We start from the raw sequence: 24185 nt of genomic DNA, 5'->3' as shown, positions 1-24185 counted from the left end.
CGCATAAGGAGGGAAGAAACCCGGCGAACCCGCGGCCGCGGGTTCGCCGGGTTTCTTCCCTCCTTATGCGGTCGGGCCTCCCGGCATCGGGTTCGGCTCCGGGATGAGCGCCCAGGCGAGCTCGAGCGCGAAAAGAAAAGCGCCGGAACCGGACACCGCCGCGGCGGCGGCCGCGGCGGCCGCGCGGGAGGCGGCGCGAGCGCGCCGTCGTCAGCGGGCGAAGCAGCGCGGCTACGGCGACGAGTACATGGACATGAATGTCGATGTCGACCCGGACTGGGGCGCCCCGGCGGACGGGCCGGCCGCCTCGGACCGGGGTGCCGGAAATCTAGGGTTCGCCGGCACGGCACACAAGCAAGCCGTCGCGGATGCCGCTGGATTGACCACGCTCGCCAATGACGAGTTCGGCGGTGGCCCGCGAATGCCCATGTTGCCCGGCACTTGGGACCCCGGTGACGCTCGCGGGGGCGCGGACCAAGCGCCCGACAGCGAACCACCCGACAGTTAGCCTTGCGCGCACTTCCCTCCAACGGGCGCACACCGGGCGCGCGGGTGCGTGAACCGCTCACCGACCGCCCGGGCGAATACCGGCCACGGCGCGGAACCCTGACGGGTCGGCGGCGACATTTTTCGCAGGTCCCGATGGGGCGCCCGCGCGCTGACATACTGGGACGATGTCGACGCTGAGGACCCGGCCGAGGCTGCGCGTCGGGTCGATGGAAGTGCTGGTGGGCATTCTGCTCGTCGGCGCTTTCGCGGCGACGAGGCTGCGAAACGCGGTGGCCCTCAGTCCGGCGTTATCGACCGCCGGCACCGTGTTCTGTGGGGTGTTCGTGCAGGCGGTTCCGTTTCTGGCGCTCGGCGTGGTGGTCAGCGGGTTGATCGCGGTGTTCGTGTCGCCGGAACGATTGGCGCGGTGGCTGCCGCGCCGTCCGGCCTTGGCGGTGTTGTCCGCCGGCGTGGGCGGGGCGGCGTTGCCCGGCTGTGAATGCGGCTCGGTTCCGGTGGCGCGGCGGCTGTTCGGCGAAGGAGGGGCCACGGGGGCGGCGGCTTTGACGTTCATGCTGGCCGCGCCGGCGATCAACCCGGTCGTGTTGGTGGCCACCGCGGTCGCGTTTCCCGGTGCGCCCACGATGGTCGTCGCGCGCATGGCGGCGTCGCTGCTGACCGCGGTGATCATGGGCTGGGCGTGGTCACGTTGGGGCCGCGCGGAGTGGATCACCCGTCGGCTGCCCGCGTCGGGAACCCGGACCGAGTCGCGGTGGACGGTCTTCACCGAGGCTGCAAGACACGACTTCCTTCAGGCCGCATCGTATTTGGTGGTGGGCGCCGCCGCGGCGGCCGCGCTTCATGTCGTGGTGCCGCGCTGGGTGTTCACCCATCTGGCGTCGAACCTGATCCTGGGCGTTGCGGTGATGGCCACCCTGGCGGTGGTTCTGGCATTGTGTTCGGAGGCCGATGCCTTCGTGGCGGCCAGCATGATCATGGTGCCGCTGCTGCCCCGGCTCGTGTTTCTGGTTGTGGGTCCGGCGGTTGACGTCAAGTTGTTCGCGATGCAGGCGGGCATGTTCGGCCGGGCCTTCGCGGCCCGCTTCGCCCCCTGCACGTTCCTCGTCGCGATCGTAAGCGCCTGCGGCGTCGGACTGTTCGTCCTGGGCGGTAGGTAATGACCCGCGAAACAGAGAACACCGTGCTGCTGGTGGTAGGCATCAGCATCATCATGATCACGATCACGGGCGAGTTCACCCGCTACGTCAAGCCGGGACTGCTGCCGTGGCTGGTCGCTTCGGCGGTGCTCCTCATCGGTTTGGCGCTCTTGGCGATGCTCCGCGATATCCGCCGCGGCGGTCCACGCATCAGTGATGAGGTCGATGATCACGGCCACCCGCACTCCCATCGGCGCGGCATCGTGTGGTTGCTCGTCGTTCCCATCATGGCCCTGTGTTTCATCACGCCACCGGCGCTCAGGCCGTCGGCCGCCGCGCCGTCGGCGACATCGGTGTCCAACGACGTTCTGAATCGGGCGTTTCCGCCGATCCCCCCCGGCCGGGCACCCGAGCTGTCGCTGCCGGAGGTGCTGATGCGGGAGGCTCAGGACACCACCGGCTCGCTGAAGGGTCGGATGATCACCGTGACGGGTTTTGTGCTGAACGAGGCGCAGGGGGTTGACCTTGGCCGCGTCGTCATCATCTGTTGCGCGGCCGACGCCCAACTGGCCCGCATCCACCTGGGCGGGCCGGCCGCCGCCCAGGCCGCGGGGCTACCCGACAACACATGGATCCGGGTCGAGGGTGAAGTTCCGCCCAGGCAACCGAATTCGCCCAAGATTCCGACGCTGCAGGCGACCGCGATTACCCGCATCGATGCGCCGGCCAACCCCTACGATTATCCGCATTGATCACTCGCCGGAGCCTCAATTGCTTCGACCGGCGTTGCGAGCCCAGAGCTGATGTCGGCTGAGATGTCTTGGGGCGGGGGTGTTTTCCCACTGCCCGCGCTCGAGCCAACTGCACAGGGCCGCGGCTTCGCCGTAATCGGTGATGGGGCCTATCCAATGGGGTGGTCCGCAAGCTGTCCGGTCGTCCGTGCAGGGCTGAACGAGAGCCATGACGCCGCATCCGGTTGGGCGGGACGCGCAGGTGAGTGGCCCGAGCATGCACGTGGCGGAGACCAGCATGGCGCGTGGACAGCGTCGGATGGTGGGGCGAAGTTCTTCGATGACCGAGAGCGCGTCGTCGGCCGCACACGCGGTACAGACAACGACGGTAAACGGGCGGTCGGTACCGCCGTGCGGCGAAGTCAACGGCCATTCCCTTCGTATCGCCCGGATGTCTTGACACCCCGCGCGTTTCAGTGGCCCGCGGTCGGTCCCGGGTAGGGCAGCAGCGCCATTTCGCGCGCGTTCTTGATCGCGGTGGCGACCTGACGTTGTTGTTGGACGGTCAGCCCGGTGACGCGCCGGGAACGGATCTTGCCGCGCTCGGAAATGAACAGCCGAAGCGAGGCGGTGTCCTTGTAGTCGACCGCGCTGAGCCCCATGCTCAGGAGGAGGTTCTTCTTGGGCTTCACGAGCAGTTCCGCGGCTCGCCGACCGCGCTGAGGTTTCTTGGCCATCACCAGCTCGCCTTCCGCACGCCGGGCAACTGCCCGTTGTGGGCCAATTGACGGACCCGCACCCGCGACAGGCCGAACTTGCGCAGGTGCCCGCGCGGGCGCCCGTCGACGGAGTCGCGGTTGCGCAGTCGCACGGGGCTGGCGTCGCGCGGCTGGCGCGCCAGCTCGCGCTGCGCGGCCTCTCGTTGCTCCGCGGTGCTCGACGGTGAGCGAATGGCCTCTTTGAGTTCGGCGCGGCGTTGGGCGTAACGCGCCACGATCGCGCGCCGCTGGTCGTTCTTGACCACCTTGGATTTCTTGGCCATCCTCAGCGCTCCTCGCGGAAGTCGACGTGGCGGCGGATCACGGGGTCGTATTTGCGCAGCACCAGCCGGTCGGGATCGTTGCGCCGGTTCTTGCGGGTGATGTAGGTGTACCCGGTGCCCGCGGTGGAGCGCAGCTTGACGATCGGGCGTATCTCGTTGCGCGCCATCAGATTCGCTGCCCCTGCCGACGCAGCCTGGCCACGACGGCCTCGATGCCGTCACGGTCGATGACCTTGATCCCCTTGGCGCTGACCCGCAGCCGGATCCGGCGGCCCTCCGACGGCAGGTAGTACGTCTTGAGTTGGATGTTGGGTGACCAGCGCCGGCGAGTGCGGCGATGCGAATGCGACACCGCGTTGCCGAAACCCGGCGCGCGGCCGGTCACCTGGCAATGAGCAGACACACTTCCCTTCCCGGGCCCGTTGTTATTGAAAATCATTTTCGACAAGCCTCGCGGGACACGGTACCGTATCGGTGGCGCTAATGAAAATGATTTTCAAAAGGGGGAGCGATGCGGACGCCCGTCATCCTCGTCGCCGGCCAGGCCGGCACCGATCCGGTCGTGGGGGCGCTGCTACGCACTCCCGGGACGCTGGTGGTGGAGCATCGTTTCGACGGGCATGTGGTGCGCCGGACGACGGCGATGCTGCAGCATCGGGTGTTGACGACGGCCGAGGCTGGGATCGAGCTCGCGCACGGGTGCGTGTCGTGCACCATCCGCAACGACCTGCTCGTGCTGCTGCGACAGCTACATCGCCGCGACGACATCGACCGCGTCGTGGTGCACCTGGCGCCGTGGCTGGAACCCGAACCAATCTGCCTGGCCATCAACCATGTCCGGATCCGGGTGGCGCCGGGGTACGTCGACGGGCCGGCGGCCACGGACGTGTCGATCGCTGCCGTGGTGAACTGCGTCGATTCATCGGCGTGGTTGGGCGAGGCGCTCGGCGACGCCGAACTCGACGACGGGCGCACCCGGGCCCAGGTGGTGGTCGGTCAGGCCGAATTCGCCGACGTGGTCGTGCTCAACCGACCCGACCCGCACGTGGCCGGTGTGCTGCGGCGCCTGTCACCTCGCGCGCGCATCCAAGTAGGCCCCGACGACATCGAGCACGCTTTGGACAATCTGGCGTCCGACGCGAGGCGGGGACGAAGCGATGATCCGCACGGTCCCCTGCTGGCCGGAGAGCCGCCACTGGATTCCCGTGGCCCGATCACGTTGGTGGACTTCAATTCCCGCCGCCCCTTTCATCCGCAGCGTCTGCACGCCTGTGTGGACCTGCTGCTTGACGGCGTGATTCGAACCCGGGGACGGCTCTGGCTGGCCAGCCAACCCGAGCACGCGATGTGGTTGGAATCGGCCGGCGGCGGATTGCGGGTGAGCTCCGCCGGCAAATGGCTCGCCGCCCTGACGGCCGCCGAGCTGGCCGGTATCGACGCCGAGCGACGCGCGTTCGCCGAGCTGAGATGGGACGACAGGTACGGCGATCGACACACGGCGATGACCGTACTGCTATGCGGTGCCCAGCTTTCCGACATTCTCGACGGCCTGCACGGCGCGCTGCTCACCGACGAGGAGTACCGGTCCCCGCAGGACTGGATTTACTACGACGACCCGTTCGGCCACTGGCACGAAGACCCCTGCGCGGCCCTGGAAGCCGTCGACGACACACCCGCCCGGCACACCCAGGACGGAGACCGCTGATGAAGCCCGGCATCCACCCCGACTACCACCCCGTCGTCTTCCAAGACGCCACCACCGGTGCGATGTTTTTGACCCGATCGACCCTCACCAGCTCGCGCACCATCGAGTGGCAGACGCCGCACGGGGCGGAAACGTATCCGCTCGTCGTCGTCGAAGTCACCTCCGATTCACACCCGTTCTGGACCGGCGGGCGCCGCATCGTCGACACCGCCGGGCAAGTGGAGAAATTCCGGCGCCGCTACGGCGCCCGGCGCTCGTCCGAATGAAGCGCGGCGGGATGCGGTCGACCCGCGGAGCGTTCGGATCCCGGGGCAGCCCGGCATAGCGGACATATGCCGTAGAGATCGACGTAGTGAGTGACGTCGGTGTAATGGTGTTGGCGGCTCAGGAGGTGGGTGTGCTCTTCGACCTCGACGGGGGTGAATCCCACGGCCGCGCCGCACCGCCGACAGACCAGATAGTGACGGTGACCCGTCCCGGTACGCAGGCGGTAGAGGATCTCGCCGTCCTCGGCGCGCTGCGTCTCGGCGATGCGGTCGTCGGCCAGCGTGCGCAGGATGCGGTAGACGCTGGTCAGACCGATCCGGAGCTGCCGCTTCTGGCGAACGTCCAGATAAAGCTGCTGGGCGCTGCGGAAGTTCTGCTGCTCCCGCAAGACCTCCAGCACGGCCCGTTGCTTGGCCGTGGAGCGTCGCCGCGGGCTTTCAGAAAGCGAAGACACCGGAAACACAACTCCTTTCGGCGCGCGGCATGGCCGTCACATCCCTGACGTAGCGGAACTCGGCCTGGTAGTCGACTCGGTCACGGCGGGTGGCGCGCTGCCCGATTCACTCACTGTCCGGCCGGAACCACGTCGGCGTCGGTCGCTCGCCCAGACGGTTAACCAGACGGCGCAGGCGATCGTGACGATGGGGAAACTCGGCGGCAGGTTGAACATCGCTGACGCGCCGAGCCCGAACCACACCGCGCCCAAGCTGATGGCCGCCGAGGCACACATGGCCACCACCGGGCGGGGCGTCAGCATGATCGCGGTAGCAGCGGGAGTGACGACCAGCGCGAACAACAGCAGCGTGCCGACGGCCTGTACGGCCATGGTCACGGTGACGCCAAGCAGCACCATGAACACCATCGACAGCGCACGCACGGGAACGCCTTTCGCCTCGGCGACGAGGGCATTGACGGAGCTGAACAGCAGCGGTCGGTAGATGATGGCGACGCTGAGGCCCAGCACCACGAGCAGTGCCGCGAAGCTCGCCAATTGATCGCGCGAGATGGCCAGCAGGTTGCCGAACAATACGTTGGTGACGGTGCTGGAGCTTTTGGTGGCCAACGAGCTGAAGAACAGGCCTACCCCGGTCGCCATGGCCAGGACCGTCCCCGTGACCACTTCGCGATCGGAGGCGCGTTTGCCCAGCACGCCGATGACCAGTGCCCCGCCGACACAGAACACCGCGAGCCCGACGCCTACGGGCACGCCCAGTAGGACCGCGCCGGTGGCGCCGGGAAATCCGATGTGCGCCAACGCGTGGGCCGCGAAGGCGGTACGTCGCACGACGACAAAGTAGCCGATCAGGCCCGCGGCCAAGGCGACGATAGTGCCGCCGATCAGAGCGTTGCCCATGAACGCCGACGTCAGAATCGGCCACCAATTATGTTGGTAGCCAAACGCTATGGCGTACGAGGTCACAGTGCGCTCCTCATGTACCGGTCCCCCTGCAACGTGTGCGCGACTTGGATCGGGATGCCGTATAGCTGGGTGAGCAGCGCATCGTCCACCACATCGTCGATGGGTGCGTAGTGAGGGTGCCCGTCGAGGAGATAGATCGCGCTGTCGAGGATGGGCAGCAGCGGGTTGAGGTCATGAGAAACCACCAGGATCGTCACGCCCAACTCGGCGTGCAGCCGGGCCAGCAGCGCGACGATGTCACGCTGGCTGCGAAGATCCAGTGACGCCAGGGGTTCGTCGAGGATCAGCATTTGGGGGCGCGCCACCAGAGCGGCGGCGATCGCGATGCGCTGGCGCTGCCCTCCGGAAAGTGTCGACAGCCGCCGGTCGGCGATTCCGGTGGCTTCGACGGCGGCCAGTGCCCAATCGACCTGGCGGCGTTGGGCTGCGGTGCTGCGCGCAAAAGCCCACCGGCGCCCGGTGAGTCCGAGCAGCACAACGTCGGTGGCACGCACGGCCTCCCCCGACCCGTCCGCATAGTGTTGGGGCACGTAGCCGATGCAGTCGTTGGCCTGCCCGGGGCGGCGGCCAAATACCTCGACGTGACCGCTCGCGGGCGAAACCAGCCCCAGGACCACCTGGAGCAGGGTGGTTTTGCCGGACCCGTTGGGCCCGATGACAGCGACCAGGCCGCCGGCGGGCACGTCAAAGGTGGCGTGCGACCAGATAACCCGTCCGCCGCGTACCGCGCTGACGTCGGTGAATGCGAGCGCGGTGGTAGTTGCGAGAGGCTCAGGTCGAGACACCGAGTGCCTTTCCCACCGCGAGCAGCTGGGCATATTGCCAGCTCTCAAAGGACGTTTGCCCGGGCGGCACGGTCTCGGTGATGTTGACGACGGGTACCCCGGCTTGTTCGGCAGCCGAACGGATCTGCTGCGGGATCGACCCTTCGGTCTGGGTGTTGTAGATCAGGACGTCGACGCGTCGCCCGGCCAGCGCGGTGCGAAATGCGTCGATGTCTGCCGGTGACGGATCCGTATCGTTGGCCGACGCGCGCCGGTAACCCTCCGGGGTCTTGTCGACGAGGCCCAGGGCCTGCGCTTGGTAGTCGAAGATTGTCTCGGTGGCCGCGTACGACTTGCCCGCCGCGGCGGCCTTGATCTTGCCGATCAGGCCGGTGTAAGGCGCAATCGCCGCGATGAATTCCGAGCGGCGCTGGTTGAAGTAGTCACCGGCTTGCGGGTCGACCTTGCGCAACTCGGCGCTCACGGCGTCGGCGACGGCGGTCACCGCCGACGGGAGATACCACAAATGCGGATTGGCGCCGTCCGGAGTCCTCGTGACTTCAGCGGCACTCACCACGTGTGCGCCGCCCGCGGAGCTGGCGGCCAGCCTGGAGGCCCACGAGTCGTAACCAGCCCCGTTGACGACGACAAGTTTGGCGCCCGCGAAGGATTCGGCATCCGCCGGTGACGGTTCGTAGTCGTGCGGGTCCACGGATGAGCTGGCCAGCACCGTTTTGACCATCCCGCATGCGCCGGCCAGTTCCGAGACGATATCGCCCCACTGATCCACGCTGACTACTACGGCGACCGGGGCGGTCGGGCAGGACGCCCCGGCGGCGCCGCGAATGGTTGCGGGCGTGCCGGCGCCGGGCGGCGATGAGGGTTTGGCTTGGTTCGTCGAACAGCCCGCCACGACGAGGGTCAGCGCGGCGGCGACCCATGGGCGGAGGGGTGGGAGCGCAAAGAGACTCACACGGGAAACGATAACCGTTTTCATTATGGGTCCGCGAGGGGCTGGGCGGATTTGTTGGCCGCGTAGTGTCGATTGGGTGCGTAGCGACGGTGATACCTGGGACATCACAACGAGTGTCGGTTCGACCGCGCTGTTTGTGGCCACCGCGCGAGCGCTGGAGGCGCAGAAGCCCGACCCGCTGGCGATCGACCCGTACGCGGAGCTGTTCTGCCGCGCCGTCGGCGGTCACTCGGCCGACGTCCTCGACGGCAAGGACCCCGACCATCCGCTGAAAAGCGCCGACTTCGGCGAGCACTTCGTCAACTTCCAGGGCGCCCGCACCCGGTACTTCGACGAATACTTCCGCCGTGCGGCCGACGCGGGCGTACGACAAGTGGTCATCCTGGCGGCGGGCCTGGACTCGCGCGCCTACCGGCTGGACTGGCCGGCGGGGACCACGATCTTCGAACTGGACCGCCCGCAGGTCCTGGACTTCAAGCGCGAGGTGCTCGCCGGCCACGGCGCCCAGCCGCGTGCCGAGCGCCGCGAAATCGCCGTCGACCTCCGGGACGATTGGCCACAAGCCTTGCGCGACAACGGTTTTGATGTGGCCAAGCCGTCCGCCTGGATCGCCGAGGGCCTGCTGATCTACCTGCCGGCCGCCGCCCAGGAGCAGCTGTTCACCGGCATCGACGGCCTGGCCGGTCACGGCAGCCACGTCGCGATCGAAGACGGCGCTCCCCTCGAGCCGGACGAGTTCGAGGCCGCGGTCGAGGAGGAACGCGTGGCCGCCGCCCAGGGCGACCAGCGCCTGTTCTTTCGGTTGGTCTACAACGAGCGCCACGCGCCGGCCACTGAGTGGTTCGGACAGCGTGGCTGGACCGCCGTGGGCACGCCGCTGGCCGACTACCTGCGGCAGGTCGGCCGGCCGGTGCCCGGTCCGGACACCGAGGCGGGGCCAATGATCGCCCGTAACACGCTGGTGAGCGCCGTCAAGGACTGATCGCACGCGGATGCGATGGGTCGCCGCCGGACCCGCCTCGAGCCCGAGATGGCGGGCCGATCAACTCAACCGCTCCCGAAGGCCGGGATATTCAGAGCGCGCAGCAGCGAGCCGACGCCGGTTGTCACTGCAGACACCGCGGTCACGCTGGGCTGGCCGAGGTTGATCGAAAGGTTCGGGTCCAACGATGGAACGAACGGGTAGGTGTCGGGCATGTCCGATTGCGGCAGCACTCCAGCCAGCACCAAGTCGGCCCGGACCCCTTGCACGGCGCCCTTGATCAGGTAGGTGCCCACATTGACCGGGTTGACCACGTGAAACAGGCTGGCCGGGGTGGGAAGATCCGCATATTCGGTGTTGGCTCCGCCGATGTCGCCGTAGCCCATGTCGATGAGCACCCGCAAGTCTGGCTGAATCAAGTTGAGCACCGGCTGCGGTAAGTTCAGCGGCCGCAGCAGCGGCAGGTCCTGTGTCGGAACCATGTAGTAGGTGGTATCGCCGGTGGCCCCGGGAGACACCGGCGCGACGACTGCTGTCGCAATCTGCTGGGGCGTGAGGCTCTGGTATCCGGGAACCGGACTCAGCAGGTGGTCGTAATAGATGCCGGCGATGGCGTTGGCGTCTGCCAGGAGATTGAGCGGGTAGCGGGGGAAGTTGGCGTAACCGTCGTATTGGATGGTGTAGACAGACGTCGGGTACCCCAGATCGGGCGTCGCCCCGTTGAACGTCTCGTTGAAGCCGGGGATGTACAGCCCGGCGAATCGTTCGAACAAACCGCCGTTGGGATTGTTGGGATTACCCGCCAGCACGAATCGCAAATCGGAAAGCGGCGGCCCCTGTATGGAACCGTTGGCTACGCCCTGCAGGTAATTGTTGACGATGGTGGCGCTTTGGGAAAACCCGAAAACGACGGTCTGTGTGCCCGGCGGTTGTGCTGCGATCGCCTGCTTGAGAATGTCGAGTCCCTGAGCGACCGACGTATCGAAGGTCAAGCTGTGCAGACCGGTCAGCGGCCAGCCCTGCTCGGGGGTGACCAGGCCGGTCGGGATGGCGGTATGCGGCGCGATATTCGGCGCAATGTAGGTGTTGTAGATGGTGGTCAGATAGGTGCTGTTCGGCACGGGGTTGCCGGTGCCCCCCATAATCAGCGTGGCGACGCTGGCCGGTGCGGGGCCTGGTGGGGGCGTCCCGACTGCTCCGTAGTTGCTCAGCGGGCTCGCCAACAGCGCCTCGCGGGGCGCGTTGACCGCCGCGAGCAAGTTTCCCCACGCCGTCTCCAACGGCGACGCGTTGAGCTCCTCTGCGGCCAGATAGTCTTCAGCGCCCGCACTCAGCGACTGAATGAACTGTTGATGCAATGCGTTGGCCCGCGCGCCGAGTCCCTGGAACTGCCGGCCGTACTCGCCAAATAGCGCCGCCACCGCCGCCGATACCTCATCGGCGCCGGCCGCGGCTAGCCCGGTGGTCGGCGCGGCCGCCGCCGCGTGCGCCTCATCCAACGCGAAACGGATGTTCTCCAGCTCCGTTGCCGCCGACCCTATTAAGTCGGGTGTCACGACCAGTAGTGACACACGGCCCCCTCCCTATTCGCAGCAAGCTTATTTGTCGCGGTCTTCCGCCTGCCCGGGATCCAGCGTCCTACCGGATCCCGGTGGGTGGTCCTTGGCGACGTTGCCCCAGGTGTGCGGCAGTCGCGGTGCGCTGGGTCCGGCGCCGAAGCTGTCGGCGAGGGTGATCAATCCTTCCGGGCGTGCCGTGTCGGGGACCGATGCCGTCCCGGTGAACCCCAACGGCCCGCCCGCCCGGTTTGAGGCAGTTGTCGCGGTGGGCGCGCCGTCCGGCGGAGCGTCCAGCTCGGAGTCGATATCCATGTATTCGTGGCCGCGGCCCGGCAGCACGGCCTGTCGGCGTCGCCGCGATCGCTCCCGGGTTGCGGCGCGCCGTGGGGCGGCGGCGGCCGCGGCGATGTCCGGCGCCGACGCCGTCGCCTTGCCGCGGCCGGTCAGCGTCGGGCCGCCCCCTTCGTCAGGGCCGCCGCCGGACACCAGATATGCGGCCGTGCCGGCTGTGGCTGCCGGTGCCGTCGCCGGGGCGGACGCGGGCGCCGATGCGGGCGTCGGCGCTCCAACCGCGGTCGGCGCGACGGTCCCGGGCGTGGCGAGCGCAGCGGCGATCCCCGCGGGTGGCTGCGCCTGCGCTGCAGAGGATTCCGGAATCGGATTGCCGATATCGGGCAGCGGTCCCGGGTGAGGTATTCCGGCCAGCCCGGCCAGACCCGCGAGACCGGCCAGGCCGACCAACGGCAGAAACGGGGTAGCCAACAGCGCCGCGGGCGCGAAGAACAAGGTGTCGAAGGTGACCTCGAAAGTCGCGGCAAACACGAGGGCGCCAAGCAGCGCCGGTGAGGGACTCGTCAAGAAATCCATCACCCCCACCGGGAATGTGCTGGAAGAATCCAGTGGCGGCGGGCCCGGGACGCCGAACAACTGATCCGCGATGCTCTGGACCACATTCGACCAGCCGTTGAGGACATTGTTGAGGATGTCGCTGGGGGAGAGGTCCGCGGCGGGGGACGGATCAGCGGATTTGACGACCGCGGGTGCCGGCGGCGTGTTCGGCGCCGCCGCTACGGCCTGGGTGGAGACCGCTTGATAGACGGACATGGTGGTGGCGGCCTGAATCCACATCCGCGCGTAGTCGGCCTCGTTGACCGCGATGGGAATGGTGTTGATCCCAAAGAAATTCGTCGCCAGTAGCGCTGCGTGGGTCGCGTTGTTGGCGGCCAGCTCGCCCAGGGTGGGCATGGCGGCCAGCGCGCCGGTGTAGGCGGTCGCCGAGGTCTCGTGTTGGGCGGCCGTGGTGGCGGCGTCGGTGGCCGCTTGGGCCAGCCATGCCACGTACGGCGCATGGGCGGCCGCATATGATTCGGCGGTGGGTCCCTCCCACGCTCCGGCTTGCACGCCCGACACCAGCGCCGACAAGTCCTCCGCCGCCTCGGCGTACGCGGCGCTCAACGAGCCCCATGCTCCCGCCGCCGCCAGCAGCGGGCCGGGTCCCGGTCCACTGCTCAGCAACGCCGAATGCACCTCGGGCGGCGATGCCATCCACACCGGCCCGGTCAATGTTGACCAGGCACGATCAGATCCCGGACGGCGACAGCCCCCCAAGCGGCCGCGGCCCGGCCGAACACCTCCGGCGCCCTGGCAGCAACGCGGTTTCCCCGGCGTTGTGTCGATGCCGATGGGAGGTTCGGGCACCCGCCGCGGCGGCGGTAAACCGGCATGCCTATTAGTCGCCTGCGACGTATCAGGAGTTCCGCGGAATCTTGCGGAAGCGTGAGTTGATCGCCCCGAGGCGATCGCGCTGCGGACGGTGTGCCGGTGCCCCCCGGCGTCTACCGGAAGGGTCTCGGGCCGCTGGCTTGCACATCCTTACCGCTCCGGCGCGTGTCGCGGTCAACGTGGATGCAGGACGCCGATGATTGGGTGCAGCTGTTGAAACGTCATGTCGTGCGCGTCTGCTTCTTGGGCGAGTTCGGCGATTCCCACGGTGTGCCACGTGTATTCGGCGGTGAAATCCCTGACGACCTTGTCGTCTTCCCGTACTAGGTAGCGCATCGTCCAATGCTCCGCGTCCTCGCCGGCGGGTTCACCAGAAATGCGTACTTCGTTCTCGCGTCCGCCGATGCGCTGCTGGGCGATCGTCATCTCGGGCAGTGACATGGGCTGATCGAGGGCCATCACCTCCACGATCGCGGGTGCCTGGGGCGTGAGCCGCGGTCGCAGCTCCGTCCAAAAACGTTGGCGCGCTTCCCGATCAAGGAATCCGATGACCCCCATCAGCACGGCGGCCCCGACGCGGTCGGGGAGGTCGACCTCCTCGATGCTGACCGGATGCACGGTGACCCGGTCGATCAGGTCACCGCGGCCGAGGATTCGTGAGACGAGCGCGGCGCGCATACCCGCCGAGGGCTCGACCGCATGGATCGGAACGTCAGGAATGGTGTCAGCGATGGTGGTCGTCGAAAGCCCGGTCCCCGCCCCGATGTCGAGCACTGGCTCGGTCACCGCCCCACGAGCTGTCAACGCGGATACCAGCACCTCTCGCTTCATATTCCAGTGTGGAATCGCCATCACTTCGTAGAATTCCGCGGACTGAGCGTACGGATCGGTGTTTGGGGTAGCTGCCATCGTGTCACTGCCCTCCCTGGATAAGTCCATTGTCAAGCGCAGAGCGTATAGCGCATCCGGATAGGTCGGTCAGCACGGTTCCCCTTGCCGTTGGACGCTTACTCGTGTCCTTCTTCCGTTCGCCCTGGACCCTGCGTTCCGCCAAACCTTGGCGAGTCTCGATCAGGGTCGCCGCCCCAGGTCTGTGGCAGCCTCGGCGCGACCGGTCCGGCGCTGAGGCCACCGGCGAGGGTGATCAATCCTTCCGGACGGACTTTGTCCGCGGTGGACACCGTGCCGGTGAATCCCAGCGATTTCGCACCCTGGTTTGAGGCAGCCGTCGCGGCGGGCGCGTCGGGCGCCGGAGCGTCCAGGTCGGAGTCCAGGTCCATGTATTCGTCGGCGTCGCCTCTCATGACGGTCCGTCGGCGTCGCCGCGCCCGCTGCTGGGTTGGTGCAGGCGCCGTGGCCGCGGCGGCCGCGGTGATATCGGCCGCCGGCGCGGTGGCTTTTCCGCGGTCGATCAGGGTCGGACCTTCTTCGTCCGGTCCCGCGCCGGCCACCAGGTAGCCGAAACCGGTTGTGCCGACGGCCGATGCCGATGTGGATGTGCTCGCGGCCGTCGGCGCCGACGCGGGCGTCGAAGCGGCCGTGGCGGCCGGTGTGGCGGCACCGGGTAGTGCAATCGGCGATGCGATCCCCGTCGCCCGCGCCGGGCCCGCAGGGGATTCCGGTATCTGGTCGCTTGTGTCGGGCAGCTGGCTCGGGTGAGGGAGTCCCGCGAGCCCGGCCATACCCGCAAGACCGGCCAGACCGGCCAACGGCAAGAGCGGCGTACCCAGCAGCGCCGCGGGCGCGAAGAACAACGTGTCGAAGGCGACTTCGTAAGGCAGGGCGAACAAAAGGGCAACGAAGGCCTCCGGGGAAGGATTCGCCAACAGATTTGTCAGCGCCGTAGAGGCGTAGATCGGGCTCTGGGTGCCGAACAGCTGATTCGTGAAGTTCTCAACGAAATTCTCCCAGCCGGCGAGGATGCCAGCGGGGGAAAGGTCTGCCGCGGTGGACGGGTCGCCGGATTTCAGTATTGCCGGGGCCGGCGGTGTGCTGGGCGCCGCGGCGACGGTCTCGGCGGAGGCCGCTTGATAGATGGTCATGGTCGTGGCGGCCTGAAGCCACATCCGTACGTAGTCGGCCTCGTTGACCGCGATGGGGATGGTGTTGATTCCGAAGAAATTTGTTGCCAGCAACACCGCGTGGGTGGCGTGGTTGGCGGCGAGTTCGGCCAGGGTGGGCATGGCGGCCAGGGCCGCGGCATAGGCGGCGGCCGCGGTTTCGTGCTGGTTGGCTGTCGCGGCGCTGTTGGCGCTGGCTTGCATCAGCCACGCCAGATATGGCGTGTGCGTTGCCACGTAGGTCTCGGCGGTCGGACCGTCCCAGGACCCGGCCTGTACCGCGGCCAACAGCGCGTTCAGCTCATCGGCCGCCTCGGTGTATTCGGCGCTCAGTGAACTCCACGCCGCGGCGGAGGCCAGGAGCGGACCCGCTCCCGGTCCAGTCGAGAGCAGTGCGGAGTGCACCTCGGGCGGGGATGCCGCCCAGATCGGGCCGGTCATCGCGGCCGGCCCCGGGTGCCAATCGCGCGCGCGGCGGGCGGTTCAACGGTACGGTCACCGCGGCCGCCGGATATGCCGTGCAGCGTCATGAGGCGAAAGCTCTCTCCGGGATGCTCCGCCCCGGTGTCGCAGGACGCGATGACGCGAGTCTCCTGGCTCTCGGATCGCCGCTCGCCTCGCCTTCCAGCCAGTGGCCGTGGCCTATTGAGGGTCGCTCCCCGATGACAGTGGCGGGACCGCGCCGGATTTGCACCGGCTTCCTGCGTCGTCATCGCCTTACCGGCGACATTGTTGCATTCCAACTGACCCAATGGGTCACGCTGGAGCGAATCGTGCAGGCTGCTTGTGGCTATCCTGCGAATTGCTTGCAGGTGGGCGACGCGAGTCAGGTTAGCGCAGTTGCGTGCGATCCCGCCACCGGCGGCACGGGTACGCACCTGTCGTTTCCGGCGTAGCGCATTATTGCGACGTCGGCCCGACGGCGGATGGTAGCGACGAAGGGATAGTTGTGCGACCAAGCGCGGCACCAGGACCCGGGCAGGAGCCGGAGATTCTCAAATCAGCCCGCACAACTCTCATTTCGTGCGGTCTGCTGTCGGCGGTCAGCTCCCTGGCCGGTATGGCGCCGCTGTTCGCCGTCGTGGAAGTGAGCAGACGACTCCTTGCGGGCGACACCAACGTCTGGCCGATTGTCGTCGTGGCGGTCGTCGCGCTGGCCGTCAAACAGCTGGGCGTCCTGGCCGCCGGCGTGCTGACACACCTGGCCGACATCAAGGTGTCCTTTCGGGTCCGCCGTGACCTCCTGGCCAAGCTGAGCAAGGTGCCGCTCAGCTGGTTCAGCGATCGCAACTCCGGCATCGTCAAGAAGGCCGTAGAAGACGACGTCGCGGCCCTGCATCGGCTCATCGCGCATTCGATCGTGGAACTCAGCGCCGCCGCAGTGCCGCCGCTGGTGGCGTTCGCCTATCTCTTCGCCCTGGACTGGCGGATGGCGTTGGCGACGTTGCTCCCGGTGGTCGCCGGGCTGGCCGCATACCGGCGTGCGATGGCCAGTTCGGGGACCAAGTATCCGGAATTCATGGATTGGCTGGCACGTCTCAACGGCGCCGCGGTGGAATTCGTGAACGGCATCGGCGTTGTGAAGGCGTTCGGCACGCCGGGCGAAGCGAGCCGCCGTTTCCAGGAAGTCTCGCGCGGTTTCGCGCGTTTCTTCCTCGACTGGGCCAAAGCGACAAGCGCCGCAAGCGTCGCCGCCGAGATATTCCTGTCGCCGCCGAGCATTCTGTTTGCCGTCGCGACGACGGGCGGCATCCTCACCGCAAGCGGTCATCTTTCCCTGGTGAACTTCATCGCGTTTCTGGTGTTCGGCACCGTCATGACTTCGGCATGGATGACCGTGCTGATGTCGGTGCAGCCCTTGGTCACCGCGCTGAAGGTCTACCGCGAAATTCGCGAATTGCTTGCCACCCCGGAGCTTCCGACGCCGGACGAGCCGGTCGAACTCGATCCCGCCGGGGTCACCGGTGCCGGGCCGGTGGTACGGATGCGCGGCGTGCGCGTCACGTATGGCGACACCGTCGCACTCACCGGCGTCGATCTGAGCCTCGATCGGGGGACCATCACCGCGCTGGTGGGGCCATCCGGATCCGGAAAGTCCACCCTGGCCAGGCTGCTTCCCCGGTTCAACGATCCGTGCGAAGGTTCGGTTGAACTGTACGGAGTCGATCTGCGCCGGATCGACCCCGCGCAGCTGTACCGGCACGTCGCCTTCGTCTTCCAGGACTCGCACCTGTTGTCGGAGATGAGCATCCGCGACAACATTCGCCTCGGCCGTCCCGGCGCCGACGACGCGGCGGTGCGTGATGCGGCCGGGAAAGCCCAGATTTTGTCGAGGATCGCGATGTTGCCGCGCGGGCTCGATTCCGTCGTCGGCCAGGACGCGGCGCTCTCGGCGGGTGAACGACAGCGCGTCTGCATCGCCCGGGCGATCCTCGCCGATCGCCCGATACTGGTTCTCGACGAGGCCACGGCCAGCGCCGACCCGGAAAACGAGGCTCGCATCCAGGAGGCGCTCAGCGAGGTCGCGCGCGGCCGGACCGTGCTGGTGATCGCGCACCGGCTCAGCACCGTACGAGGCGCCGACGCCATCGTCGTCCTCGATGGCGGCCGGATCGCCGAGCGCGGCCGGCACTCCGAATTGCTCGAGAACGACGGAATCTATGCGCGACTGTGGCGGCAGGAAAGGAACGCCGAACGCGAAGTGGCCGAGCAGCTGGAGGCTGGTCGGTGAGCATCATCATTCGCTACCTCAGTGCGCTGTTGGATGATCGTGGGCGCCGCCGTCTGCGCGCGATGCTGGCATTGCAAGCCGCACAAGGAGTTCTGCAGGGCCTCGGATTCCTGTTCGTCATCCCCCTTCTCGCAGCACTCATCGAACGACCCGCGTCCTGGGGCCAGGTGTGGTTCTGGATAGCCGCGATCGCCGTGACGGTAAGCCTCCATCACGGATTGCTCACGCGCAGCACTTCATTGGGCTATCTCATCGGGACCGATCTGCTGACCGGCTTTCACACCCGGATCGGGAACCATCTGGCCACGCTGCCGCTCGGCTGGTTCGGCGCCGTCCGCACCGGACCGGTGGGGCGTCTGATCACCAAAGACGCCGTCGACGTCGCGGACTTTCCGGCGCATCTGCTGCGGCATGTGGTCGTCGGCGTCAGTGCACCGGCGACCCTCATCGTGGGCAGCTACGCGGGCGACTGGCGTATCGGGATCGCATTGACCCTGGGCGCCCTGCTCTGCGCGGCAGCACTGCGGCTTTACATGCTCGTCGTGCACCGCAACGACGCGCAGTATGACCATGACATCGGCGCCACCGCATCCCGGATCGTTGAGTACGCCCGTCTTCAACCGACGCTACGGGCCTATGGGGTTCTCACTCACCGGCAGCTCGGTACGCTCGAGGAATCCCTTGCCCGCCAACAACGCTCACAGTCCCGGCTCACCATTCGCGGGGCTTGGGGCCTGATCGGGTGCTTCGGCACGATGCAGCTTGTCGTCACGGCCATCATCGCGTTCACCGTCGCCCTGACGCTGAAGGGCGAGCTGGCGCTGCCCACCATGATCGGCCTGCTGATCATCACCTTGCGCATGATCGATCCGATCTCCCAGCTCGGTGATCTGGCCGGCCACGTCCAAGTCACCGCCGACGCGATTGTGCGAGTGCGCGATCTGCTCGCGGTGCCGGCTCTGCCAGAACCGGACCGGGAGATTGCACCCGCCAGTGCCGACATCGAATTACGTGGTGTGCGCTTCGGTTACGGCGACGGCGATGCCGTGATCAAAGGCGTTGACGCGATTATCCCGAGTGGCCGCCTCACCGCCATCGTCGGCCCATCCGGTTCGGGGAAGACCACGCTGCTTCGGCTGATCAGCCGCTTCTTCGACGTCGACGACGGCAGCATCGCGCTCGGCGGCTACGACCTGCGCGAGCTCGGCACCAGCACCGTCGCGCACCTGACCGCGCAAGTGTTTGACGACGCCTACCTTTTCGACGGCACCATCGCCGAAAACCTGCGGATGGCGGACCCCGACACGGAAGAATCGGAGCTGCACCGCGTCGCCGCCGTTGCGCGCCTCGACGAGGTGATCGACCGTCTCCCCGACGGCTGGGACACCCGGGTCGGTGAGGCCGGATCGATCCTTTCCGGTGGGGAAAGGCAGCGTGTCGCCATTGCGCGCGCGTTGCTCAAGAACGCACCCGTCGTGCTGCTGGACGAAGCCACGGCCGCGCTCGACGCCGTGAACGAGGCCGCGGTATCGGCCGCCATCCATGAACTGGCTCGCGACCGCACCGTCGTTGTTGTCGCGCATCGGCTTTCGACGGTGATTGACGCTGACCAAATCCTCGTTCTCGACAACGGTCGGATCACAGCACGCGGACGCCACGACCAACTTGTCACCGCGGGTGGGACCTACGCCCGGTTCTGGCAGGAACGCCTGCGCGCGCGCGGCTGGCAACTGCGGTGACTCAGACCGGGCGATTCACCAAAGTGTGTGGCCGTGCAGGAGCGCATCGATGACGAGCGCGGCTCCGGCCGTCAAACACAGTGCCCGCACCCACGTGGGGCCGTAGCGGGTGATGACGCGTACGAGGCCGCGCTGAACGCGCTGCGCTCGTGCTGACCGCCTGGTGGCCAGGAAGAGCACCAGCAGCGGCGGCCATAGCTCGATGATGCAGTACGCAACGACGATCAGCGGCCAGATCAAAGGCCGCGGATGGTGGGCGCTGAGCATTGCGAGGGCAGCCAGATACACCACGTCGGTCGCCGCCTGGCCGAATCCAAGTGCCGCGCCGGCGCCCCCGAGCAGCCACGGGTTTTGCCGCATAGCCGCGAACGCCGGCCCCGGCGACGTTCTTTTGGCCGCCGAGGGAAAGCACGCCACGCCGACGAGAACTACACCGATCACCAGCTCGCCGCGATAGCGCAGCGTCGGGGTCATCCTGAAAGCGGTCAGCTCGGTGAGCAGGTCCACACCCAGCACCACGGCGATGCCGACGGCCAGGGTCGCCGCGAAGAGGCCGGCCAGGAAACTCAGACCGCCCGGCAGCGGGGAACGGCGACGCAGCCGACTGTCATAGGCGATCCCCGAGGTGACTCCGAGGTTGAGAACGTTCAGCGATTCGACAAGCGCAATCCCCGACAGGCTAATGAGTAGCTTCAGCATTCGCCCAGCGTGATCACCGCGCGGCGGCTCTGAACAAGTTGAACTTGTAGGTGTTGACCATCCCCGGCGCCAGGCGCGCCAGCAGCGGCATACCGTAACGGCGTTGCGGTGGCCAGGTTTTGGCGATCTCGGGTTGCGGTGTCGCGAGCGTTCGGGTGTCGAGCAGTTCGAGGCCCCAGGGCTCGACGTCGTGTGGGTCGTCGCAGACCCACTGCAGCCGCGCGCTCACCTGCGCCAGTGTCTTGTTGCGGTCTTGGCCGGCGACCATCCGTTTGCCCGCGGTGTCGAATGCGATCAACGAACCAGGGAAGCGCTGGGCCAGGCGGGTGAGGGTGTTACGTACCTCAGCGCCGGTGAGGTATATCAGCACGGCTTCGCTGAGGAACAGCCGCGGGGCGGGCGAGGCGGCCACGGCGTCGAACCAGTCGGTGTCGGTGACCGAGCCGGCGAGCATCGTGTATCGCTCGCTGTCGCCGAAGAACCGGCGGCGCAACGCAATTGCGTCGGGAAGGTCGAGGTCGAACCAGTGGATGCGACCGTTGTCGAGGCGGTCAAACCTGGTATTGAGCCCGGTGCCGAGTTCGACGATGGTTCCTTCGGGATGCTCGCGGAGGAATCGCGCCGCCCAGCAGTCGAAGATCGACGATCGAAACACAGAGCCGGACAGAGAGGAACCGCCGAAACGACTGAAGTCGTAGTCGATGGCGTCGACCAGTTCGCGCGCCCGACGGTCGCCGAGCACCGGACGACGCGAGGCCGCGTCACACGCTCGGGCGTAGAGCGGGATCAGCAACGTTTCCTGCACGTCGCCGAGGTCGGGCACGCTCCCGCTCATCAAGCCACCTTCCGTGAACCCCTTAGGTTCTAGTAGTCGACCAGTCGCCGCCGGCAACGGCTGACTCAACGAGTTGGAGACTAGCTGGACCGCCCTGCGGGCTTCGGGCTGGCGGTGGCAACGGCAGCGTGGAGCCTAGATGGGGCCGTACCCGGCGACGTCCGGGCTGGTGATCAGGTTGCCCGCCAGTTGTTGCCCGAAGATATCTATCAGATTCGCCACGGCACCGATCGGGCCTACCGGCAGCCCGGGGAAGGCGATGGTGGCCCCCGCGTCGTCGTCGGGCGGGGAGAAGCTGAAACCCATTCCCAGGGAATTGAGGAGCGAACCACCGGTGCCGTTGTACATCGGCCCGTTGGCACCGAAGGCCACCTGGCCGGGGCTGAACAGCCCGCCGAAGGCGATGCTGAGGCCCGTGAGCGTCTGTCCACCGGCGTCGCCGGCACTGACGAACGGGTTGATGACGGGTGCCAGCGGGTCGAGGTTGAGGGTGGCGCCGTTGAAGAAGGCGTTGGTGAGGTCGGCGGGCGTGTTGATCAGCTCGGTCAGCGCGGCCGCCGGATTGCCGCCGGTGAGGTCGGTGGCGATGGCCCCCGCGTTGTTGAGCAGCTGCACCCCGGGGCTCACGATCGGGCCCGCGAAACCGATGAGCACCCCGCTGAGCGGTGACGCGGCGAAATTGGCAAGCGCCCCGACCAAGCCAGCCTGCATACCGGTCCCCGGCGTGAAACCGCTGCCGAGAAGACCCAACAAGATTTGGTAATGGATGTCGTTAATCTGGACCGGTTGCCCGTTGAAGAGAATGCCGGGAGTCGCCACTGTCGTACCGCCAAGGGTGTGTTGCGTCACGGCGGACGAGAGGTTTTGGAACGAGACGTCGTTGGGATTGCCGATCAGTGCCACGGATTGCAGGGCGTTTCGCAGGTTCCCGAAAGCCGTTGCCGGACTGGTCAACAGCTGGCCGAACTCCACCGCGATGCCACCAGACAGCGTAGTGAGGGCCTGCTGGGAGGCGGCGAACACCGTCTGGGCGTTGCCCGTCGTCGTGGTCAGCACCTGCTGCCACGGCCCGAGCAGCTCGGTCACCTGCGCGGGCGCTGCCACCGCGCCCAGGGTCTGCTGCGCATTGGCCACCTCCGCGCTCACGTAGGCCCCCGCGCTCGCATTCAGCACCTCGACGAACTGTGCATGAAACGCCCGCGCCTGAGCACCCAGAGCCTGAAACTCCTGCCCCACGCCACCGAACAACGACGCGATCGCCACCGACACCTCGTCGTGGGCTGCCGCCGCGATCCCCGTCGTCGGACCCGCCACGCGCGCGGCGGCCTCGGCCAGCGACGAACCAAGACCCGCCAGATCCTGGGCCGCACCCTGCACCAACTCCGGCACTGCGATCACGAACGACATCTCCGGCCCCTTCCGCCGTACGGCCATGACGGAGGGTCATGGGCGCGACCGATCAAGACATAACGGGCGCAACGAGTTACGACGCTGCATGCCGAAGACAGTCAGCGCCGTCGCAGCGATGAGGCGGCCGGCGCCGCTCGAGTCGGCGGTATCGCGGCGACCTTTGTGCTCCATCCGGCTTCTTCGGGACCTGCGCAAGTGCTCCGAGCAGAACCCGTGATGCGACTGGTTTGCATGTAGTAATCTGCGCGTCGAACCGCCTTTTGTCAACTGCTGCGGGCCGTCGCATAGGTTCGACTCGATCTATGGAGCCTTCGGGCCGGAAACCGGTCTGAGGCGACCATTTGGGGTTTCGGCTGGAGCGAGACGGCGACTCCTCCACGTCGAAGGAGTCACGGCTACGCACCGGCATGAATCCGTCACGGGCAGCCAACCCGCTCGGATGATCCCGTGGGGCTGCCGGGAACTTCTTCGGCGTCTGAACCGACTACTTAACTCGATGGGAAAGACTTTCGCCACGGCTGCGCCCGCGCGGGACAGTGCGACCCTGCAGCGCGATCGCATGTCAACACGGACTGATGGAGGTTTCAAGTGTCGTTTGTGATCGCTGTGCCGGAGTTGGTGCAGGGTGCGGCCCAGGATCTGGCGGGTCTTGGTTCGTCGCTGGCCGAGGCCGCCGCGAGCGTGGCGGGTCCGACGACGGGGATCGCGGCGGCAGCCCACGACGAGGTGTCGGTGGCGATCGCGTCGTTGTTCGGTGGCGTGGGGCAGGAGTTTCAGGCTCTGGGTGCTCAGGCGCGGGCGTTTCATGCACAGTTCGTCGAGGTGCTGAATGCGAGTGCCGGGGCCTACGTGAGCGCGGAGGTGGCCAATGCGCAGCAGACCCTGGGCGCGGTGGCAGCGCCCGCGCAGGTGACCGAGCTGCTCGGGCCGTGGCAGCAGGTGCTGACCACGACGACGGGCAACGCCCAGACGGTGTTCGCCGCCTCCCAGCAGGCCCTCACTACGCTGTCTGGTGGCATCGCGGTGGAGTTCAGCCAGCTGTTGACCAGTCCGGCAACGGCTTTCGGGAACCTCCAGAACGCGCTGCAATCCGTGGCCCTGGTCGGCGCGCCCAGCGCCCTCCAGTCGGCTGTGGTCAACCACACGCTTGGTGGTGTCACGACGATAGCCGGCGACGGCCCCGATGCCGGCACTCTTGTACCCGACGTGCATCTCCACATTTACCAGGGCTTGGTCGGGGTCGGGGATTTTGCGCCACCGACCGGTCCGGCGGGTCAGTTCGTCTCGGCCTTGACGAATTTCGCCGCGTCACCGCTCAGCGGGGTGCTCATCGGTTTCGCGGGCCCGATCGTGAGCCCCGGCGTGCAGCTGCTCAACAATGCGGGGGCCATCGCCACCGACCTCACCGGCGGCAATCCGGCGGCCGCGCTGACCGAGCTGATCAATACGCCCGCCGACCTCACCAACGCCTTCTTCAACGGCGCCACGCTCAACCTGGATCCCCTGGCACCGGTCTTCAGCCCGTTCGTCAGTGCCGGCGACGCCGGTGGCGAGCAACTCACCGGCCTCAGCATCGCCTTCGGCGGGCTGTTCAGCCCCGGCCAGGTGATCAACGGTGTCAACGGCCCGATGTACTACGGCACCGGTGGTTCGCTGTTCAACTCCCTGGGTATGGATCTCAGCCTCATACCGCCCGACGACGGCGCGGGCGACATCATCCATGTCCCCGCAATCCCGGTGGGTCCGATCGGCGCCACCGCGGGGCTGATCGACATCTTTGGGCAAGCACTCGGTGGCAGCCTGCTCGGCTGACCGCTGGTCGGCTAGCGGCGACGGGATTTCTTACGGGGAGGCGGCTGTTTGTCGGCGTCGCTAGGGCGTTGCGGATGATGGTCAAAGA

General features: G+C 67.3%; 23 protein-coding genes, 1 pseudogene and 1 riboswitch. Of the genes and pseudogenes, 9 read left to right on the top strand and 15 right to left on the bottom strand.

Annotated features, from left to right (window positions below):
- Positions 1 to 19: 19 nt before the first annotated feature.
- The 3 genes and pseudogenes from BST11_RS14325 to BST11_RS14315 form a co-directional block, all read left to right on the top strand.
- A pseudogene (locus BST11_RS14325) lies at positions 20 to 508 on the top strand (PPW family C-terminal domain-containing PPE protein); the annotation flags it as partial.
- A 166-nt stretch (positions 509 to 674) separates the two neighbouring features.
- Entirely contained in the window at positions 675 to 1667 is a 993-nt protein-coding gene (locus BST11_RS14320; RefSeq protein WP_083138596.1) for a permease, read from the top strand.
- Positions 1667 to 2398, top strand: a complete 732-nt coding sequence (locus BST11_RS14315) for a TIGR03943 family putative permease subunit (RefSeq protein WP_083138595.1) — start codon at positions 1667 to 1669, stop codon at positions 2396 to 2398. Before BST11_RS14320 ends, BST11_RS14315 begins: the two co-directional genes overlap by 1 nt.
- A 452-nt stretch (positions 2399 to 2850) precedes the next feature.
- Here BST11_RS14315 and rpsR read toward each other — a convergent pair whose 3' ends face one another.
- The 4 genes from rpsR to rpmB are packed head-to-tail and all read right to left on the bottom strand — an operon-like array spanning position 2851 to position 3822.
- Positions 2851 to 3114, bottom strand: a complete 264-nt coding sequence (gene rpsR / locus BST11_RS14305; RefSeq protein ID WP_083138593.1) for a 30S ribosomal protein S18 — start codon at positions 3112 to 3114, stop codon at positions 2851 to 2853.
- Positions 3114 to 3419 carry a 30S ribosomal protein S14 gene (gene rpsN, locus BST11_RS14300; protein WP_083138592.1) on the bottom strand — a complete coding sequence of 102 codons (306 nt, stop codon included), beginning with the start codon at positions 3417 to 3419 and terminating at the stop codon, positions 3114 to 3116. The genes rpsR and rpsN overlap by 1 nt, the downstream gene beginning before the upstream one ends.
- Positions 3420 to 3421: 2 nt before the next feature.
- Complete coding sequence (gene rpmG / locus BST11_RS14295; protein WP_068275540.1) at positions 3422 to 3586, bottom strand: 50S ribosomal protein L33; 165 nt, start codon at positions 3584 to 3586, stop codon at positions 3422 to 3424.
- Complete coding sequence (gene rpmB, locus BST11_RS14290; protein ID WP_066917486.1) at positions 3586 to 3822, bottom strand: 50S ribosomal protein L28; 237 nt, start codon at positions 3820 to 3822, stop codon at positions 3586 to 3588. The genes rpmG and rpmB overlap by 1 nt, the downstream gene beginning before the upstream one ends.
- 108 nt (positions 3823 to 3930) lie before the next feature.
- Here rpmB and mrf point away from each other — a divergent pair, with 108 nt between their 5' ends.
- Together mrf and BST11_RS14280 are read left to right on the top strand one after the other, a co-directional pair.
- The gene (gene mrf / locus BST11_RS14285) at positions 3931 to 5124 is read left to right on the top strand and encodes a ribosome hibernation factor-recruiting GTPase MRF (RefSeq protein WP_083138591.1); all 1194 of its coding nucleotides are present in this window, start codon (positions 3931 to 3933) and stop codon (positions 5122 to 5124) included.
- Complete coding sequence (locus BST11_RS14280) at positions 5124 to 5390, top strand: type B 50S ribosomal protein L31 (protein WP_083138590.1); 267 nt, start codon at positions 5124 to 5126, stop codon at positions 5388 to 5390. Before mrf ends, BST11_RS14280 begins: the two co-directional genes overlap by 1 nt.
- Here the strand turns inward: BST11_RS14280 and BST11_RS14275 are convergent.
- The 4 genes from BST11_RS14275 to BST11_RS14260 all read right to left on the bottom strand — a co-directional run bounded on the left by BST11_RS14275 (position 5363) and on the right by BST11_RS14260 (position 8317).
- Positions 5363 to 5791, bottom strand: coding sequence for a Fur family transcriptional regulator (locus tag BST11_RS14275; protein WP_308211621.1), 429 nt, complete (start codon positions 5789 to 5791; stop codon positions 5363 to 5365). The two genes, BST11_RS14280 and BST11_RS14275, sit on opposite strands and share 28 nt — an antisense overlap.
- Positions 5792 to 5881: 90 nt before the next feature.
- Positions 5882 to 6745: a metal ABC transporter permease gene (locus BST11_RS14270; RefSeq protein WP_211284715.1), complete on the bottom strand. Its 864-nt coding sequence runs from the start codon at positions 6743 to 6745 to the stop codon at positions 5882 to 5884.
- A 62-nt stretch (positions 6746 to 6807) separates the two neighbouring features.
- On the bottom strand, positions 6808 to 7629 hold the full coding sequence (locus tag BST11_RS14265; RefSeq protein WP_211284714.1) for a metal ABC transporter ATP-binding protein: 822 nt from the start codon (positions 7627 to 7629) through the stop codon (positions 6808 to 6810).
- Positions 7583 to 8317: a metal ABC transporter solute-binding protein, Zn/Mn family gene (locus BST11_RS14260; protein WP_372509662.1), complete on the bottom strand. Its 735-nt coding sequence runs from the start codon at positions 8315 to 8317 to the stop codon at positions 7583 to 7585. The genes BST11_RS14265 and BST11_RS14260 overlap by 47 nt, the downstream gene beginning before the upstream one ends.
- Before the next feature lie 307 nt (positions 8318 to 8624).
- Between BST11_RS14260 and BST11_RS14255 the strand changes: the two genes are divergently transcribed.
- Positions 8625 to 9530, top strand: coding sequence for a class I SAM-dependent methyltransferase (locus BST11_RS14255; RefSeq protein ID WP_083138586.1), 906 nt, complete (start codon positions 8625 to 8627; stop codon positions 9528 to 9530).
- A gap of 65 nt (positions 9531 to 9595) precedes the next feature.
- Here the strand turns inward: BST11_RS14255 and BST11_RS14250 are convergent, their stop codons facing one another.
- The 4 genes from BST11_RS14250 to BST11_RS14235 form a co-directional block, all read right to left on the bottom strand.
- Positions 9596 to 11101, bottom strand: a complete 1506-nt coding sequence (locus tag BST11_RS14250) for a PE-PPE domain-containing protein (RefSeq protein ID WP_244897652.1) — start codon at positions 11099 to 11101, stop codon at positions 9596 to 9598.
- Between the two features lie 27 nt (positions 11102 to 11128).
- A complete protein-coding gene (locus tag BST11_RS14245; protein ID WP_083138585.1) occupies positions 11129 to 12652 on the bottom strand; it encodes a PPE family protein in 1524 nt (507 codons plus the stop codon).
- 333 nt (positions 12653 to 12985) lie between these two features.
- Positions 12986 to 13720 (bottom strand): class I SAM-dependent methyltransferase, encoded by a 735-nt coding sequence (locus BST11_RS14240; RefSeq protein ID WP_083138604.1) that lies wholly within the window; start codon positions 13718 to 13720, stop codon positions 12986 to 12988.
- 98 nt (positions 13721 to 13818) lie between these two features.
- Positions 13819 to 15312, bottom strand: coding sequence for a PPE domain-containing protein (locus tag BST11_RS14235; protein ID WP_083138584.1), 1494 nt, complete (start codon positions 15310 to 15312; stop codon positions 13819 to 13821).
- Positions 15313 to 15437: 125 nt separating this feature from the next.
- Positions 15438 to 15618, bottom strand: a riboswitch (cobalamin riboswitch).
- Positions 15619 to 15931: 313 nt separating this feature from the next.
- On the opposite strand from BST11_RS14235, the gene BST11_RS14230 reads away from it, so the two are divergent.
- Entirely contained in the window at positions 15932 to 17602 is a 1671-nt protein-coding gene (locus tag BST11_RS14230; RefSeq protein ID WP_083138583.1) for an ABC transporter ATP-binding protein, read from the top strand.
- The gene (locus tag BST11_RS14225) at positions 17599 to 19341 is read left to right on the top strand and encodes an ABC transporter ATP-binding protein (protein ID WP_211284713.1); all 1743 of its coding nucleotides are present in this window, start codon (positions 17599 to 17601) and stop codon (positions 19339 to 19341) included. The genes BST11_RS14230 and BST11_RS14225 overlap by 4 nt, the downstream gene beginning before the upstream one ends.
- A gap of 15 nt (positions 19342 to 19356) precedes the next feature.
- On the opposite strand, the gene BST11_RS14220 is transcribed toward BST11_RS14225, so the two are convergent.
- The 3 genes from BST11_RS14220 to gjpA (BST11_RS14210) all read right to left on the bottom strand — a co-directional run bounded on the left by BST11_RS14220 (position 19357) and on the right by gjpA (BST11_RS14210) (position 22282).
- Positions 19357 to 20040 carry a GAP family protein gene (locus BST11_RS14220; RefSeq protein ID WP_083138582.1) on the bottom strand — a complete coding sequence of 228 codons (684 nt, stop codon included), beginning with the start codon at positions 20038 to 20040 and terminating at the stop codon, positions 19357 to 19359.
- 13 nt (positions 20041 to 20053) lie between these two features.
- Positions 20054 to 20863 carry a class I SAM-dependent methyltransferase gene (locus BST11_RS14215; protein WP_244897651.1) on the bottom strand — a complete coding sequence of 270 codons (810 nt, stop codon included), beginning with the start codon at positions 20861 to 20863 and terminating at the stop codon, positions 20054 to 20056.
- 147 nt (positions 20864 to 21010) lie between these two features.
- Positions 21011 to 22282 carry an outer membrane porin GjpA gene (gene gjpA, locus BST11_RS14210; RefSeq protein WP_158086792.1) on the bottom strand — a complete coding sequence of 424 codons (1272 nt, stop codon included), beginning with the start codon at positions 22280 to 22282 and terminating at the stop codon, positions 21011 to 21013.
- Positions 22283 to 22873: 591 nt separating this feature from the next.
- Between gjpA (BST11_RS14210) and gjpA (BST11_RS14205) the strand changes: the two genes are divergently transcribed.
- Positions 22874 to 24097 (top strand): outer membrane porin GjpA, encoded by a 1224-nt coding sequence (gene gjpA, locus BST11_RS14205; RefSeq protein ID WP_083138580.1) that lies wholly within the window; start codon positions 22874 to 22876, stop codon positions 24095 to 24097.
- The last annotated feature ends 88 nt before the right edge of the window (positions 24098 to 24185 follow it).

The organism is Mycobacterium alsense, assembly GCF_002086635.1.
Lineage (GTDB): Bacteria > Actinomycetota > Actinomycetes > Mycobacteriales > Mycobacteriaceae > Mycobacterium > Mycobacterium alsense.
Note: the sequence above shows the minus strand (reverse complement) of the source record. Positions and strands in the feature narration are given on the sequence as shown.

Bases quoted from the DNA above. Each gene is read 5' to 3' on its own strand.
- BST11_RS14235 (WP_083138584.1), bottom strand. From the start codon at position 15,312: ATGACCGGCCCGATCTGGGCGGCATCCCCGCCCGAGGTGCACTCCGCA.
- gjpA (WP_158086792.1), bottom strand. From the start codon at position 22,282: ATGTCGTTCGTGATCGCAGTGCCGGAGTTGGTGCAGGGTGCGGCCCAG.
- rpsR (WP_083138593.1), bottom strand. From the start codon at position 3,114: ATGGCCAAGAAACCTCAGCGCGGTCGGCGAGCCGCGGAACTGCTCGTG.
- BST11_RS14260 (WP_372509662.1), bottom strand. From the start codon at position 8,317: ATGGTCAAAACGGTGCTGGCCAGCTCATCCGTGGACCCGCACGACTAC.
- mrf (WP_083138591.1), top strand. From the start codon at position 3,931: ATGCGGACGCCCGTCATCCTCGTCGCCGGCCAGGCCGGCACCGATCCG.
- rpmG (WP_068275540.1), bottom strand. From the start codon at position 3,586: ATGGCGCGCAACGAGATACGCCCGATCGTCAAGCTGCGCTCCACCGCG.
- BST11_RS14315 (WP_083138595.1), top strand. From the start codon at position 1,667: ATGACCCGCGAAACAGAGAACACCGTGCTGCTGGTGGTAGGCATCAGC.
- rpsN (WP_083138592.1), bottom strand. From the start codon at position 3,419: ATGGCCAAGAAATCCAAGGTGGTCAAGAACGACCAGCGGCGCGCGATC.
- BST11_RS14230 (WP_083138583.1), top strand. From the start codon at position 15,932: ATGGCGCCGCTGTTCGCCGTCGTGGAAGTGAGCAGACGACTCCTTGCG.
- BST11_RS14320 (WP_083138596.1), top strand. From the start codon at position 675: ATGTCGACGCTGAGGACCCGGCCGAGGCTGCGCGTCGGGTCGATGGAA.
- BST11_RS14220 (WP_083138582.1), bottom strand. From the start codon at position 20,040: ATGCTGAAGCTACTCATTAGCCTGTCGGGGATTGCGCTTGTCGAATCG.
- BST11_RS14265 (WP_211284714.1), bottom strand. From the start codon at position 7,629: ATGCCCAGCTGCTCGCGGTGGGAAAGGCACTCGGTGTCTCGACCTGAG.
- BST11_RS14270 (WP_211284715.1), bottom strand. From the start codon at position 6,745: ATGGGCAACGCTCTGATCGGCGGCACTATCGTCGCCTTGGCCGCGGGC.
- BST11_RS14280 (WP_083138590.1), top strand. From the start codon at position 5,124: ATGAAGCCCGGCATCCACCCCGACTACCACCCCGTCGTCTTCCAAGAC.
- BST11_RS14240 (WP_083138604.1), bottom strand. From the start codon at position 13,720: ATGGCAGCTACCCCAAACACCGATCCGTACGCTCAGTCCGCGGAATTC.